This is a genomic window from Candidatus Binatia bacterium (genome assembly GCA_029243485.1).
Classification (GTDB): Bacteria; Desulfobacterota; Binatia; order UBA12015; family UBA12015; genus VGTG01.
Map to the genome: position 1 here is coordinate 38326 of JAQWRY010000053.1, position 14802 is coordinate 53127.

The following is a 14802-nucleotide window of genomic DNA, read 5'->3' on the forward strand; positions in this document are numbered from 1 at the left end:
GCGTTCGCGGTGCGCTCAGGCGACCACGTTCACCAGACGACCGGGAACCACGATCACCTTGCGGATCTCACGGTCACCCACCAACTCCTTCACCTTGTCGCTCGCAAGCGCCTGCTCGCGCAAGGCATCGCGATCCGCATCCCGCGCCACGACGAGACGATCACGCACTTTGCCGTTCACCTGCAAGGCGATCTCGACCGTATCCTCGACGAGGGCTCCTTCGTCCCACGACGGCCAGCCCCCGTCAAAAACCGAGCCCTCGCCCCCGAACCAGGAATGGAACTCCTCGGCGAGATGCGGCGCGAACGGTGCGAGGAGCCGCGCGACGGTCCACGCCATCCCACAGAACAGCGGGGAGGCCTCGGGCGCCGCCGAACGCTGCTTCTGCGCCTCGTTCAGGAGCTCCATCAGGGCCGCGATCGCGGTGTTGAACGCGAAGGCTTCCGTGTCCTCGGTCACCCGCTTGATCGTTACGTGCAGGCGTCGGCGGAGCTGCTGCTCCTCGTCGGAAAGGCCGTCGGCGGACGCGATCAGGCCATCGAGGCCCGCGGCGCCCAGCCGCGCATGCTCCGCCGCTATCTTCTCGCGATCGGGCTTGAAGAGACTCACCCACCGGTTCAAGAAGCGCTCCGCGCCGCCGACTCCTTCGTCGCTCCATTCCATGTTGTTCTCGGGTGGCGCGGCGAACAGCAGCGTGATGCGGGCGACGTCGGAGCCGTGCTCGCGAATGAACGGTCCCATCGGCACGCCATTCCCCGAACTCTTGCTCATCGTGACCGGCCCACTCCGTGCACTCCAGTCCTCCCCGCGGGCGACCAGGGTGTGGCTGTTTTCTTTCAGGCGATCGCGCATCTCGGCCACAGAGAGCGCGTCCGCGGAGAGGCCGAGGGTCTTCTGGAGCTCTTCGGGCGGCGCCAGGCGACCGTCCGCCGTCGTCTCCAGCGGCGTCGTCACCCGGCGCTGGACCATGCCCTGCGTGAAGAGCGCCCGGAACGGCTCGTCCTCGGGGACCAGCCCTTCGTCGTAGAGCACCTTCGTGATGAAGCGCGAGTACAGAAGATGGAGGATCGCGTGCTCGACGCCGCCGATGTACTGGTCGATCGGCATCCATCGCTGGATCGCCTCGGGCGACCAGATGGCCTCCTCGTTCTGCGCGTCGACGTAGCGCAGGTAGTACCAGGAAGAGTCGACGAACGTGTCCATCGTGTCCGTGTCGCGCAGGGCGGGCTCACCCGTTTCGGGATCCTTCGCGTGAACGAACTCCGGGCTCGAGGCGAGCGGCGACTTGCCGTGCGGGAGGTAGTCCTCGATCTCGGGCAACCGCACCGGCAGGTCCTCTTCCGGAACCGGCACGACGGTACCGTCGGCCAGGTGCAGCATCGGGATGGGGGCACCCCAGTAACGCTGCCGACTCACAAACCAATCGCGCAGCCGGTAGGTGACCGTCGCTTTGCCGAGGCCGCGTTCGTCCAGCCATGCGGTGATGGCACGACCGGCTTCCCGGTTCGGCTGCCCGTCGTACTCGCCGGACTGCACCATGAGACCGTCTTCGGCCGAGGCTTCTGCCGGCTCGCCGTCGGGCGCTTTGCCGTCGGCCGCAATCACCGTCCGGATCGGAAGACCCATCTTCCGAGCGAACTCGAAGTCCCGCGTATCGTGGGCGGGCACGGCCATGATGGCGCCGGTTCCGTACCCGGTGAGGACGTAATCGGCGATCCATACCGGAACTTCTTCGCCGTTCACCGGGTTCACGCACGACGCACCGAGCGGAACGCCGGTCTTCTCGCGCTCGAGGCTCTGACGATCGATCTCGCTTCGCCGTGCGGCCTGCGCCACGTAGGCATCGACTTCCTCGCGGCGCTCGTCACTAGTGAGAGTCGCGACCAGCGGGTGCTCCGGCGCGAGAACCAGGAAGGTCGCCCCGAAGAGCGTGTCTGCGCGCGTCGTAAAGACTGTGACGGACTCGTCGCGGCCGACGACCTTGAACCGGGCTTCCGCACCCTCGCTGCGCCCAATCCAGTTGCGCTGCATCGCGCGAACCTTCTCCGGCCACGCGTCGAGCTTGTCGAGATCCTGCAGCAGTCGTTCTGCGTAGTCGGTGATCTTGAAGAACCACTGCGAGAGCTCGCGCTTCTCGACGAGCGCTCCACTGCGCCAACTCCGGCCGGACGCATCGACCTGCTCGTTCGCGAGGACGGTTTGATCCACCGGATCCCAGTTCACCGTCGCCGTCGCTCGGTACGCGAGGCCGCGCCGATGCAGCAAGAGGAACAGCCACTGTGTCCACCGGTAGTAATCCGGCTCGCACGTCGTCACTTCGCGCGACCAGTCGTACATCAGACCCGCCGCTTCGAGAGAACTCTTCGACTCCGCGATGTTGCCGAGGGTCCAGTCGCGCGGAGGCCTGCCGGTCTTGATGGCCGCGTTCTCCGCCGGGAGGCCGAACGCATCCCACCCGAACGGATGCAGGACATCGTAGCCTTGCATGACGTAGTAGCGGGTCAGGGAGTCGCCGATAAAGTAGTTCTTCCCGTGACCCATGTGGAGATCGCCACTGGGGTACGGGAACATCACGAGGATATACTTCCGCGGCGCGTCCGCGCGACGGCCTGCCTGGAACGTCCCTCGTTCGGCCCAGAACGCACGCCAGCGTGGCTCGATCGTTGGATCGAACCGTACTCGTTCTCGCTGTTCGTCGTCGCGCGTCATCCCTTTTCTTCCCCTCGGACGGCGGGCCTGGATCGGCCCTGCCCGATCCTTCCTACTCGGTACCCGCGTTCATATGCTTCGCGCGAAGCTCACGGGCAACCGCATCGAGCACACCGTTCACGAATCCGGTCGAGTCTTTTCCGCCGAACTCTCGCGCGACCTCGACGGCTTCGTCGATCACTACCGGAGCCGGCAAGTCTTTGGTCCCCGCACGCAGCTCGGCCACGGCGACACGGAGGATCTGAAGATCGAGCGGCGACATACGGTCGACGCGCCAACGAGTTCCCGACGCCCCCAACAACTGATCGATGAGAACGCGTTCGCGGTCGACGTCACCGACGAGCTTCTTCGCATACGGGAGCTCCGGCGGATCCTCCGTCGGCTCTTCGTCGTTCGAGAGCCGAATCGCGATCCGAATCGCCGTTGCCGCCGGATCATCGCCGACATGCATCAGGTAGAGCGCCTGCACCGCCAAGATTCGAGCGAGGCGGCGCACGCTAGCTTCCGTGTTCATTGTTCGACCTAGGTCGCCGCGGCCAGGTCTCGCAGGAGGCCGGCCATCTCGAGCGCCGTCGTCGCGGCCTCGAGGCCCTTGTTGCCATGCCCCTCGCCCGCACGAGCGAGTGCCTGTGCCATCGTGTCTGTCGTGAGCACGCCGAACGCCATCGGAACCGAATGCCGGCAGGCGGCTTCCGACACGCCTCGGCTCACCTCTCGGGCGATGAACTCAAAGTGGGGCGTCTCTCCGCGAACCACTGCCCCGAGGCAGATGACGGCGGCGTATCGGCCGGTGCGCCCGGCCTCGGACGCAGCAACCGTGATCTCGAAGGCGCCAGGGACGTGCAGGACGTCGATCGCGTCATCCGCGACGCCGTGCTCGCGCAGCGCTTCGAGCGCGCCGTCGAGTAGGCCGCCCGTCACGGTCCGATTGAAGCGGGCCACCACGATCGCGATCCGCAGGGCTTTGCCGTCGACCTTCCCTTCGAGCTCACGCATCAGCTCGGCTCCTCTTGGGACCCGTCGAGGCCCGTCAGGAGATGACCGAGCTTCTCCTGCTTGGTGCGAAGGTAGGCGATGTTGCCGGCGTGCGGCTTCACTTCCAATGCAACGCGCTCGACGACCTCGATGCCGTAGCGGGCGAGACCGCTGATCTTTCGCTCGTTGTTGGTCATCAGACGAACGCGAGTGACCCCGAGATCGCGGAGGATCTGCGCGCTAATCCCGTAGTCGCGCTGATCATCGTCGAAGCCGAGTTCGAGGTTCGCCTCGACCGTGTCCATCCCCTGGTCCTGCAGTGCGTACGCACGGATCTTGTTCCCGAGTCCGATGCCGCGTCCCTCCTGGTGGAGATAGACCAGAATCCCGCGGCCGTGCTCTGCGATCTCCAAGAGCGAGTCGACGAGCTGTTCGCCACAGTCGCAGCGACGCGAACCCAACACGTCGCCAGTGAGACACTGCGAGTGCACGCGAACCAAGGTGGGCTCATCCGGACGAAGCCGGCCCCGGACGAGCGCCAGATGTTCGGTCTCATCTACCTTGTTGCGGTACGCGATCGCGCGGAACATTCCTCCGTGCTCGCTCTCGAGCTCGGTCTCATCGAGGCGCTCGACGAGTAGTTCCGCACGCAACCGGTGTTGCAGAACGCCGTCGACCGAAACGATTCGAAGGGCGTGTTCTTCGGCAAATTTCCGGAGCGCATCGCCAGCGGCGATCTCACCGTCTTCGTCGAGAACCGTGCAGACCGTGGCAGCCGGGGCGCGTCCGGCGAGCCGTACGAGATCCAACGCTGCCTCCATGCGACCGGGCTTCTCCATGACGCCGCCCACCCCGACCTCGATCGGCGGGATGTGTCCGGGCATGACAATGTCGCCCGGGCCCGAGCGGGAGTCCACCGCCACGCGGATGGTGGCGGCGCGATCCGATGCCGAGATCCCCGTCGTGACGCCCTCCCGGGCTTCGAACGAGATCCCATAGGACAGGCCGTCTTCGGCCGCACGATCGGCCGGCATCAGGGGAATGCCGAGGCGACGAAGAGCCGCCGGAACGAGCGTCACGCAAACGAGGCCGCGGGCATGGACCGCCATGAAGCCTACGTGCTCGGGCGTCGTGAGGTCGGCAGCCACGCAGAGATCGCCCCTCCGGGGGTTCTCCAGATGGTCCACCACGAGCACCATCCGTCCGGCGGCCACGTCTTCGAGCGCGTCACCGAGTGTCTGATCTGTCTGCGTCGACGTCATTTTCAACCCTCGGTTGGTAGACGAGCCGTCCAAAGAGTGTCGACTCCCACCCGGGAAACCCGAACGTCGCCGAGGCGAGGCGCCTTGGCGAGGGACTCGATCCCCAACGCTTGAATCATCGGGATTCCGTCGCCTCCGATCAAGAGAGGCGCCTGGAAGACGCAGAGTTCATCCACCAGGCCCGCTCGCAGAAGAGAAGCCGCCAGAGTCGATCCGCCCTCCGCCAGAACCGAGGTCACACCACGCCGGCCGAGCGCCTGCAGCAGTGCCCGAGGGTCCACCCGGCCCTCGCGGGCCTTCACACGCAGAATGTCGCCCCCGGCTGCCTCGAGGCGTCGAGCGCGGCCCTCTGAGGCCTCTTTCGTGGTCACGAGCCAGACCGGCGCGTCTCCGGCCTGAAAGAGGCGCGCGGTCGGTAGAGTGCGCAGCCGGCTGTCCGCGACAACCCGAATCGGGTCCCGGCCACGCGGGCGGCGGCAATCGAGTGTCGGATCGTCCGCCCGGACGGTCCCGGAGCCAACCAGGACCGCATCGAGTTGATCCCGCCAACGATGAACCTCCGCGCGAGCCGCGTCGCCTGTGATCCACTTCGACGTTCCGTCGCGCAGAGCGATCCGTCCATCGAGCGACGTTGCGAGCTTCAGTCGGACCCAGGGCCGACCCGCGCGGCGGTGCCGGTCATAGAACCGGAGCAACTCGTCGCACGCGGCCGTTTCCACGCCCGTGGTGACATCGATCCCCGCGCGTCGAATCCGTCGGATTCCGCGACCCGCCACGCGACGGTCGGTATCGACGCTTCCCAAAACTACGCGCGCGACACCAGCATCGATGACGGCCGGTGCACACGCCGGCGTCCGCCCTTCGACGGTGCAGGGCTCGAGCGTGCAGTAGAGCGTCGCCCCCCTGGCGCGCTTACCGGCGGCCGCGAACGCGAGCGCTTCCGCATGCGGCTCCCCGGCGCGGTGGTGCCACCCTTGTCCTACGACCTCGCCGCGCCGAACGAGCACCGCGCCGACCGGAGGATTGGGATGCGTACGTCCGAGCCCACGTTTGGCGAGCGTGAGCGCCCGGTGCATGTAGCGTGCGTCGAGCGCCTCGCCGCTCCGCGGCTTCGCGGCCATCGCTACGACTCGGATTGCGGAGTTCGCGCCGGCTTGGCGCTCGCCGCGCTCGAACGCTTCCGCCGTTTGCGACTCGTACCTCGTCGCTCCTTCAAGAGGTCCTCGAGCTCGTCCACGAACTCGTCGATGTCCTGGAAGGAGCGGTAGACCGAGGCGAAGCGGACGTAGGCGACGCTGTCGAGGTCGTGCAGAGCCGTCATGATCGTCTCTCCGACGACGGAGCTCGGCACTTCCTTGTCGCCCTTCTCCAGCAGGTTGCGCTCGATCAAGTCGGCGGTCAGCTCGATCGTCTCGACGCTGATCGGGCGCTTCTCACACGCCTTCTTCAAGCCCGCAAGAACCTTCATGCGATCGTACGACTCGCGTCGGCCGTCTTTCTTCACGACCGAAGGGAGGTAATCCTCTACGCGCTCGTACGTCGTGAAACGGCGGGCGCACTGTTCGCACTCCCGGCGGCGACGGATGACGTCCCCGTCCTTGCCCAGGCGCGAATCAATGACCCGGTTGTTCAGGTCGCGGCAGGCAGGGCATTTCAACGGCTGGCCTCAGCGATCGCTATACAGCGGAAACTCGCGACAGAGCGCGGTCGTCTCTTCGGCGACCTTCGCCAGCCCGGCTTCGTCGCCGACATGCGCCAGCGCCTTCTCGATCAGACCGGCGATTCGATCCATCTCCGGCTCGCGCATGCCGCGCGACGTGACGGTCGGCGTTCCCATGCGAACGCCACTCGTGACGAACGGCGAACGAGTCTCGAACGGCACCGTGTTCCGGTTCGCCGTGATCCGCGCGAGGTCGAGGTTCTCCTGGCAGGCCTTGCCCGTGAGCTCCGTTCCGCGCAGATCGAGCAGAAGCAGGTGGTTGTCCGTGCCGCCGGAAACTAATTTGAAGTTCCGCTTCATGAGCCCGTCGGCCAGAGCGCGCGCATTCGCGACGACCTGCCGCTGGTACTCGGCAAAGGCCGGCTCGGCGGCCTCTTTAAACGCGACGGCCTTCGCGGCGATCACGTGCATCAGCGGTCCACCCTGATTCCCGGGAAACACCGAACTATTGATGGTCTTCGCCTCAGCATCGCGGCAGAGGATCAATCCACCGCGCGGACCGCGCAGGGTCTTGTGCGTCGTGGTGGTCACGAACTCCGCGAACGGAACCGGCGACGGGTGCACGCCGGCAGCGACCAGGCCGGCGAAGTGCGCCATGTCGACCATGAGCTTCGCACCGACCTCGTCCGCGGCTTCACGGAACGGCGCGAAGTCGACCTCGCGAGGGTACGCGCTGTGACCCGCGACGATCATCTTCGGGCGATGCTCGCGGGCCAGTTTCCGAACCGCCTCGTAGTCGATCCGCTCGTCGTCTTCGCGAACGCCGTACGGGACCACCTTGAACCACTTGCCCGAGAAGTTGACCGGGCTGCCGTGCGTCAGGTGCCCACCGTGCGAGAGATCCATGCTGAGGATCGTGTCGCCCGGCTGCAGCTGCGAGAAGTAGACCTCCATGTTCGCCTGCGAGCCCGAATGGGGCTGCACGTTCGCATGGTCGGCGCCGAACAGCGCCCGCGCGCGATCGATCGCGAGCTGCTCGACGACGTCGACGTGCTCACAGCCACCGTAGTACCGCTTGCCGGGATACCCTTCGGCATACTTGTTCGTGAGGACCGAGCCCTGCGCCTCGAGAACGGCGGCGCTGACCGCGTTCTCGGACGGGATGAGCTCCAGGTTGTCCTCTTGCCGCTGCAGCTCCCGCGCAACGCATTCGGCAACCGCCGGGTCGGAATCGGCCAGCGGTGCTCGGGACAAGCTCACTTCTTATGGCTCTCGATGTAGCCCACCACGTCGCCGACGGTCCGGATCTTCTCCGCGTCCTCGTCGGAGATCTCGAGGTCGTATTCCTCCTCGAGGGCCATCACCAGCTCGACGATATCGAGCGAGTCCGCGCCGAGATCTTCAATGAACGATGCATTTGGGGCCACCTCTTCTTCGGACACCCCAAGCTGCTCGCAGACGATTTCCTTGACCTTGTTTTCGACGTCCGAAGCCATAGCGTTGCTCCTGTTCTCCCCGTCCTCAATCCACACGCGGAGGCGGCGTGCCGCCTCCCGACGCCCACACGGGCCGGGACAGCTTTAGCCAGTTGATCCGGGTTCTGCCAGATTTGACGCGAGGGCGCATCCCGAAGCGCGCCTAAGTATAAAGGCCCCCGTTTACCGCCAGGACATGCCCGGTCACGTAGGAGGCGTCGGGGCCGCACAGATAGGCCACTGCCGCGGCCACTTCTTCGGACTTCCCAAGGCGGCCCAGGGGGATCATCGCGAGGTAGGTTGCGCGCGCCTCCTCGGGCAATCCGGCCGTCATCTCGGTGTCGATTAAGCCCGGAGCGACGGCGTTCACGGTGACGTCCCTCGAGGCCAGCTCCCGGGCCAGGGCCTTCGTCATGCCCTCGAGGCCGGCTTTGGTGGTGGCGTACGCGGCCTGCCCCGTCGTCCCCATCGAAGCGACGACGGAGGACACGTTCACGATCCGGCCGTAGCGCTTGCGCGCCATGAACCGCGCCGCCGCGCGGCTGCACCGAAACGCGCCGCCGAGATTGACCTCGAGCGTCTTGTGCCAGTCGTCTTCCCGGTAGCGCAGAAGCAATCCGTCGATCGTGATCCCGGCGTTGTTCACCAGGATGTCCAGACGACCCTTCTCCTTCGCGAAGGCCCCAATGTGCGTCACCGGTGCATCGGCCTCGCTCACGTCGAACGGGAGCAGCTGGGCGGTTCCGCCGGCGGCCTCGATCTCGTCGAGGCACGAGCGGGCAGCATCCTCCCCGGCGCGATAGTTGATCGCGACGTGGGCGCCTCGTCGTGCCAGCTCCTGCGCCACCGCGCGACCGATACCGCGCGAAGCACCCGTGACGAGGGCGACCTGCCCCTCGAGCGGCTTTGCCACGGCGCTCACGCCGAGAGTTCCTCGAGCACTTTACGCACGCCCGCGACATCGCCAGTCGGCCGGCAGGCAAAGGAGCGTTCGATCCGGCGCATGAGGCCACCCAGCACGCGGCCGGGGCCGACCTCGATCCCGATCTCCGCGGACGTGGCGATCTTCTGGCCGCACTCTTCCCAGCGCACGACCGCGGTGACCTGCTGCCGCAGCAGCGGCGCGATGCGAGCCGGATCTGAGAGTGGGGTCGCTTCGACGTTCGTCACGACGGGGGCACGCGGCGACACGATAGTGAGGTCGTCGAGCACGGGGCCCAAGCGTTCCGCCGCGGGCGCCATGAGGGGGCTATGGAACGGGGCGCTCACCTTGAGCCGACTCACGCGGTTCTTCCGCGCGGCCGCAGCCTCCTCGAGGCGCGCCACCGCCGGCATGTGACCGGCGACCACTATCTGCCCGCCTCCGTTGAGGTTCGCCGGCACGACGACCTCTTCGCCGGAGCTCGCGTCGCGACACATCTCTTCGACCGACGGGAGGTCGGTTCCGAGCACGGCGGACATCGCGCCGACGCCGGGGGCCACCGCGTCCTGCATGAACTGGCCGCGCATACGTGCCGCACCGACGGCAGGCCCAAACTCCAGAGCCCCGACCAGGACCCATGCCGACCACTCCCCAAGGCTGTGCCCAGCGGCGATCACGGGCGTCACACCCGCCTCGGCTTCGAGGACGCGAGCGATGGCGACCGACATCGTCAGGAGGGCCGGCTGGGTGTTCTCGGTGAGGGTGAGCGCCTCTTCGGGGCCGTCTCGACAGATGGCGGAGAGACCGAGTCCGAGTGCATCATCTGCTTCTTCGAACGTACGCCGCGCGGGTTCGAACTCGGCGCAGAGATCCACGCCCATTCCGACGTGCTGGGCACCCTGCCCCGGACAAAGGTACGCGACCTGCTTCACGTCTTCACCTTCGGGTCGCCTTCGGTCGTCGGCTCGGGTTCGGAGGCCGGTGCGTCCATCGTTCCCTCTTCGATCGTCGGCGGATCCACTTCGGCCGGTGCGACCGGCCCGGCTTCGTTCGCGGCCGCGACCAGGGCGACATCCTCTTCGGTCTCACCTGTGCGGTCTCGTCGCAAACGCTTCCGGACCGAGTTCCAAAGGCGCCGCGCGCGCCCGGGTTCGGGACCGTCATCCGTGGGGAGGTTCACACCGGCAGCGACGATCTCGAGACACGCGGCGATACTGCGTCCGACCTCTTGGCTCACGCGAGCCTGCGCGAGATCCGAGGCCACGCCGATCGCATTGCGAATCGCACGAGCGTCCGACGAACCGTGCGCCTTCACGACGGTACCGTTCAGTCCGAGGAGCAACGCTCCACCGGTCTCTCCCGGATCGAGATCACGTGCGAGCTTGCCGAGATGCCGACGTAGGATCAATCCAGCGAGCCGCCGCAGGACACCCTGCTGCAGCATGTCGCGCAGACGCGAGCCCACCAGAGAGCCGAAGCCCTCCATCGTCTTCAACACGACATTGCCGACGAAACCGTCGCAGACGACGACGTCGACTTCACCACGAACGATGTCCGCACCTTCGACGTAGCCTACGTAGTTGATCGGCAGCTGGTCCAGGAGAGGTCCCGCCTCTCGCACGGCAGCGGTGCCCTTGGTGTCTTCGGTGCCGTTCGAGAGAAGACCGATCCGGGGCGCCGCAACGTGACGGATCACCCGCGCGTAGGCATCCCCCATGAGTGCGAATTGAACGAGATGCGTCCCGCGCGAATCCACGTTGGCGCCCGCATCCAAGAGGATCGTATGACCCTTCACGTTTGGCACCTGAACCGCGATTGCCGGGCGCTCTACCCCGGTCACGCGACCCAGAACATGGGCCCCGAGCACCATCCCGGCACCCGTATTGCCGGCATAGACCATGCCGTCGGCGTCCCCGTCGCGGAGACCCGTAAGAGCCACGGCCATGGACGAATCGGCCTTCCGCAGCGCCGCGGTCGGCGCCTCGTCCATCCCGATTTCTTCGGCCGCATGACGGGCCTCGATGTCGAGACCGTGCGTCTTGTACTTGGCGAGCTCGGGCGCGACGCGCGTGCGGTCGCCGACCAGGAGGATCGACAGGCCGAGGTCACGTGCAGCCGCAACTGCGCCTTCGACTACCGCGCCGGGAGCGTTGTCCCCGCCCATCGCGTCGACCGCGATGCGCATATCAGTGCGCCCTTCCTGCCGGGCTCACTCGCTACTCGCCGCGAGGTTCGGAGACCTTCCGCCCGCGATAGACTCCGCAGGTCGGGCATGCGCGATGACGAACGTGGGGTTCGCCACACTGAGGGCACGGAAGGAGCGTCGGCGCGGTGAGCGAATCGTGTGCGCGGCGCTTGTTTCGTTTGCTGACGGACGTTCTTCTCTTCGGTACGGCCATGTCTCTCTCCTGCGTCGGGGAATTCTATCACCAGATGAACTCGCTCGCGCGGCCCATCGGAATCATCGTTGGATTGGGTTGCTTGTCTCGCCGTTCAGGACGCGGGCTTCCACTCGCGCAGTGCCGCCCATCGCGGATCGGGAACGGCCGTGTCGCAATTGCACGCGTCCTTGTTGCGATCGCCACCACAAACCGAGCAGAGCCCCGCACAATCTTCGCGGCACAGCGCTCGGGTCGGCAGCGTCAGAATCGCTTGCTCACTGCAGAGCGGCTCGAGTTCGATTTCTTTGCCCGAGAAAAAGCTCAGGGCGACGTCATCGGCGTCGAGTTCCTGATCCGGGTCTTCGGGCGGTCGCGCCGGCGACAGGACGAACTGGAACGGTTCGCTGAGCGCGACCGGATAAGTCGTGAGGCAGCGCGCGCATGAAGCATCCAGCGTCGTCTCGAGCTGGCCGTGGAAGTACAGATCCTCCCCAGCACGGTAGTACGTGACGTCTACGGCGAGGGGCTCCGCGAGACGGAACTCCTCGGCCTCATGCCGACCCTCGGCAAGACGTCCGTTTACGGCCTCGGAGGTCGCGGAGAAAGTCTTGTGGGTCGACTCCTCGGTGATGTCTTCGAGCCGGATCTTCATGGAATTCCAGAAGATAGTAGGGGACGGGGGCCGGAAATCAATTGCTGCTGCGGAGCGTCAATCCTTCCCGAGTGCCCTCTCCAGCCGCCGGACGCGCCGCAGGAGCTCCGGCAGCTTGCGGGCCGCCGCCGAGACCCGCCGCCAGAGGCCCACATCCATGGCCGGATAGCCCCCCATGACGGCCCCCTCGGGGACGTCGCCGGGGACCCCGCTCTGGGCCGCAATCCGGGCTCCCTCGCCGATCGACAGATGCCCCGCGGAGCCTACCTGGCCCCCCAGCTGGGCCCGGGCCCCCACGGTCGTGCTGCCCGCTAGGCCGGTCTGGGCGGCGATCAGGGCCTCGGGACCGATTCGGCAGCCGTGGGCGATCATCACCAGATTGTCGATCTTGGCGCCCTTTTCGATCCGCGTGACCCCGATGGCCGCTCGGTCGATCGTGGTGTTGGCCCCGATCTCGACGTCGTCCTCGATCTCCACGGTGCCGATCTGGCGCATGTTCCAGACCCCGCCGTCGGGCAGCGGGATGTACCCGAATCCCTCACCGCCGAGGGCAACGCCCGCGGCCAGGGTGACCCGGTGCCCGATCCGGACCCTTTCGCGGACCACGACATTCGCGTGCGCGGTAAAATCATCGCCGATCGAGACGTCCGGGTAGACCACGACCCCGGGATGAAGCGCCGCGCGGGCGCCGATCCGAGCGTTCTCACCCACGTGGACACCCGGCGCGATCCGGGCGCCCGCCGCGATTTCGGCGGAATCGGCCACGAACGCCCGCGGGTCGACGCCCTCGGGGAGCTGGATCGGCCGGTCGAAGAGCTCGAGGGCCTTCGCGAAGGCCAGATAGGCGTCGGCGACGCGAAGGACGGTGCATCCGGGGCCTTCGACGTCGGGACCCAGGATCACGGCCCCCGCGCCGGTCGTCGCGAGCTGCGGCGCATAGCGGGGATTTGACAGGAAAGAGAGAGATCGAGGCCCCGCGCCGTCGAGCGGTGCCAATTCGTCGACTTCGAGAGTCGCGTCGCCCTCGACGACGGCCTCCAGGGCGCATGCAATGTCTGCGACTCTCACCTCATGGCTTGTACCAACGCTCCCGCCGCATCTCCACGCTCGTCGGCTCGGATTGCGTTTCTGATCGAGCGCGGGTAGTCCAAAATGATGAGAGGCTCCCGACGTCGAGCGGCAGGTGCGCTCGCCGCGGCCTGCCTCCTCGTGGTGGTGACCACGGCCGGCTGCGCCGCGAGGCGAGATGTGCCACCCGGCCCCGCCCTCCCCGAGGTGCGGTTCGTGCCCCCCTGCGACCCCGAAGCCGCCATCGCCCTCTCCGCGGAGGACGAGAAGGCTCTCGTCATGCGAGACCGCCTCCTGCAGCAGCGAATCCGTCAGTTGGAATCGATCCTGCGCGAGGACTTCTGAGCGACACTCTCCAGGTCGCGCGGAGATTGCTTATGGAAGGTCCGGATTTCAGCAAAGGGCTGTTGCCCGCCGTCGCGCAGGATCACGAGACGGGCGAGGTCTTGATGCTCGCGTACATGAACGAAGACAGCTGGCAGGAGACCCTGCGCACGCGCCGCGCCACGTACTGGACGCGCTCGCGACAGAAGTTGTGGCGCAAGGGTGAGGAATCCGGAAACGTTCAAGAGGTGGTCGACATTCTGATCGATTGCGACCGCGACACCATCGTCCTCAAGGTCAGGCAAATCGGCGGCGCGGCGTGCCACAAAGGCTACCGCAGCTGCTTCTACCGCCGCCTGGACGGCAACGACTGGGCCATCGAAGACGAGCGTGTCTTCGACCCCGACGAGGTCTATCAGAAGTAGAGCCATGAGTACTTCCGACGCACCACTGAAGCTCGGCATCCCCAAGGGAAGCCTCGAAAAGCCCACGATCGAGCTGTTCGCCAAGGCCGGCTGGTACATCCAGACCAGCGGCCGCAGCTACTTCCCGACGATCGACGACGACGCCATCCGCTGCTCGCTCATGCGACCGCAGGAGATGCCCCGCTACCTCGAGAGCGGCGCGCTCGACGGCGGCGTCACGGGCCAGGATTGGATCGTCGAGAACGACTCCAAGGTCCACACGCTGTGCGACCTCGTCTACTCGAAGGTGAGCCTGCAAGGCACGCGCTGGGTCCTCGTCGTGCGCGACGACTCCGACGTAAAGAAGCCCGAGGATCTCGCCGGAAAGCGCATCTCGACCGAACTCGTCCACGTGACGAAGCGCTTCTTTGAGGAACGGAACATCCCCGTCGAGGTCGAATTCTCGTGGGGCGCCACCGAAGCGAAGGTCGCCGAGGGTCTCGTCGATGCCATCGTCGACGTCACCGAAACCGGCTCCACGTTGCGGGCCAACAAACTGCGGATCGTGGCCGACCTCCTGACGTCCAACCCTCAGCTCGTCGCCAACCTCGAAGCCTGGAAGGACCCCGCGCGGCGCGAGAAGCTCGAGCAGATCTCACTCCTGCTGCGCGGTGCGCTCGAGGCGCAGACTCAGGTGGGTATCAAGCTGAACGTCCGCAAGGACCACCTGGGGGAGGTGATCGCCCTCCTCCCGAGCCTCACGGCTCCGACGGTCTCGAACCTCTACCCGACCGAGCAGCTCCACGGTGAGGAATGGTTCTCCGTCGAGACGGTCATCAGCGAACGGGCCGCCCGCGACCTGATCCCGCGCCTCATCAAGGCCGGGGCGCTCGGCATCATCGAGTACCCTCTGAACAAGCTGATCTGAGGGTCTGCGGGCGCAGGTATCGCCCTGGAGCCGAACGACGAA

Annotated in this window: 17 protein-coding genes; 3 read left to right on the plus strand and 14 right to left on the minus strand. The window is 66.5% G+C overall.

What is annotated here, in order from left to right; genetic code table 11:
- Positions 1 to 15: 15 nt before the first annotated feature.
- The 14 genes from leuS to lpxD all read right to left on the minus strand — a co-directional run bounded on the left by leuS (position 16) and on the right by lpxD (position 13104).
- Entirely contained in the window at positions 16 to 2709 is a 2694-nt protein-coding gene (leuS, locus tag P8R42_15415; GenBank protein ID MDG2306004.1) for a leucine--tRNA ligase, read from the minus strand.
- 52 nt (positions 2710 to 2761) lie between these two features.
- Positions 2762 to 3223 (minus strand): transcription antitermination factor NusB, encoded by a 462-nt coding sequence (gene nusB / locus P8R42_15420; protein ID MDG2306005.1) that lies wholly within the window; start codon positions 3221 to 3223, stop codon positions 2762 to 2764.
- Between the two features lie 8 nt (positions 3224 to 3231).
- Positions 3232 to 3708 (minus strand): 6,7-dimethyl-8-ribityllumazine synthase, encoded by a 477-nt coding sequence (ribH, locus tag P8R42_15425; GenBank protein ID MDG2306006.1) that lies wholly within the window; start codon positions 3706 to 3708, stop codon positions 3232 to 3234.
- Positions 3705 to 4946 (minus strand): GTP cyclohydrolase II, encoded by a 1242-nt coding sequence (gene ribA, locus P8R42_15430; GenBank protein MDG2306007.1) that lies wholly within the window; start codon positions 4944 to 4946, stop codon positions 3705 to 3707. Before ribA ends, ribH begins: the two co-directional genes overlap by 4 nt.
- A 2-nt stretch (positions 4947 to 4948) precedes the next feature.
- Positions 4949 to 6067 (minus strand): bifunctional diaminohydroxyphosphoribosylaminopyrimidine deaminase/5-amino-6-(5-phosphoribosylamino)uracil reductase RibD, encoded by a 1119-nt coding sequence (gene ribD, locus P8R42_15435; GenBank protein ID MDG2306008.1) that lies wholly within the window; start codon positions 6065 to 6067, stop codon positions 4949 to 4951.
- 2 nt (positions 6068 to 6069) lie between these two features.
- A complete protein-coding gene (gene nrdR / locus P8R42_15440) occupies positions 6070 to 6603 on the minus strand; it encodes a transcriptional regulator NrdR (GenBank protein MDG2306009.1) in 534 nt (177 codons plus the stop codon).
- A gap of 9 nt (positions 6604 to 6612) precedes the next feature.
- Positions 6613 to 7845: a serine hydroxymethyltransferase gene (glyA, locus tag P8R42_15445; GenBank protein MDG2306010.1), complete on the minus strand. Its 1233-nt coding sequence runs from the start codon at positions 7843 to 7845 to the stop codon at positions 6613 to 6615.
- 17 nt (positions 7846 to 7862) lie between these two features.
- Positions 7863 to 8102 carry an acyl carrier protein gene (gene acpP / locus P8R42_15450; protein ID MDG2306011.1) on the minus strand — a complete coding sequence of 80 codons (240 nt, stop codon included), beginning with the start codon at positions 8100 to 8102 and terminating at the stop codon, positions 7863 to 7865.
- Positions 8103 to 8244: 142 nt separating this feature from the next.
- Complete coding sequence (gene fabG, locus P8R42_15455) at positions 8245 to 9003, minus strand: 3-oxoacyl-[acyl-carrier-protein] reductase (protein MDG2306012.1); 759 nt, start codon at positions 9001 to 9003, stop codon at positions 8245 to 8247.
- Positions 9000 to 9935 (minus strand): ACP S-malonyltransferase, encoded by a 936-nt coding sequence (gene fabD, locus P8R42_15460; protein ID MDG2306013.1) that lies wholly within the window; start codon positions 9933 to 9935, stop codon positions 9000 to 9002. Before fabD ends, fabG begins: the two co-directional genes overlap by 4 nt.
- Positions 9932 to 11188, minus strand: a complete 1257-nt coding sequence (gene plsX / locus P8R42_15465; protein ID MDG2306014.1) for a phosphate acyltransferase PlsX — start codon at positions 11186 to 11188, stop codon at positions 9932 to 9934. Before plsX ends, fabD begins: the two co-directional genes overlap by 4 nt.
- A 31-nt stretch (positions 11189 to 11219) precedes the next feature.
- Positions 11220 to 11402, minus strand: a complete 183-nt coding sequence (gene rpmF / locus P8R42_15470; GenBank protein ID MDG2306015.1) for a 50S ribosomal protein L32 — start codon at positions 11400 to 11402, stop codon at positions 11220 to 11222.
- A 94-nt stretch (positions 11403 to 11496) separates the two neighbouring features.
- Positions 11497 to 12036 carry a DUF177 domain-containing protein gene (locus tag P8R42_15475; GenBank protein ID MDG2306016.1) on the minus strand — a complete coding sequence of 180 codons (540 nt, stop codon included), beginning with the start codon at positions 12034 to 12036 and terminating at the stop codon, positions 11497 to 11499.
- 57 nt (positions 12037 to 12093) lie between these two features.
- Positions 12094 to 13104 (minus strand): UDP-3-O-(3-hydroxymyristoyl)glucosamine N-acyltransferase, encoded by a 1011-nt coding sequence (lpxD, locus tag P8R42_15480; protein MDG2306017.1) that lies wholly within the window; start codon positions 13102 to 13104, stop codon positions 12094 to 12096.
- An 87-nt stretch (positions 13105 to 13191) separates the two neighbouring features.
- Here lpxD and P8R42_15485 point away from each other — a divergent pair, with 87 nt between their 5' ends.
- Genes P8R42_15485 through hisG form a run of 3 tightly spaced genes read left to right on the plus strand, consistent with a single transcriptional unit; the run spans position 13192 to position 14760 of the window.
- Positions 13192 to 13449 (plus strand): hypothetical protein, encoded by a 258-nt coding sequence (locus P8R42_15485; protein MDG2306018.1) that lies wholly within the window; start codon positions 13192 to 13194, stop codon positions 13447 to 13449.
- Positions 13450 to 13481: 32 nt separating this feature from the next.
- The gene (gene hisI, locus P8R42_15490; protein MDG2306019.1) at positions 13482 to 13853 is read left to right on the plus strand and encodes a phosphoribosyl-AMP cyclohydrolase; all 372 of its coding nucleotides are present in this window, start codon (positions 13482 to 13484) and stop codon (positions 13851 to 13853) included.
- Between the two features lie 4 nt (positions 13854 to 13857).
- A complete protein-coding gene (hisG, locus tag P8R42_15495; GenBank protein ID MDG2306020.1) occupies positions 13858 to 14760 on the plus strand; it encodes an ATP phosphoribosyltransferase in 903 nt (300 codons plus the stop codon).
- Positions 14761 to 14802 lie beyond the last annotated feature (42 nt).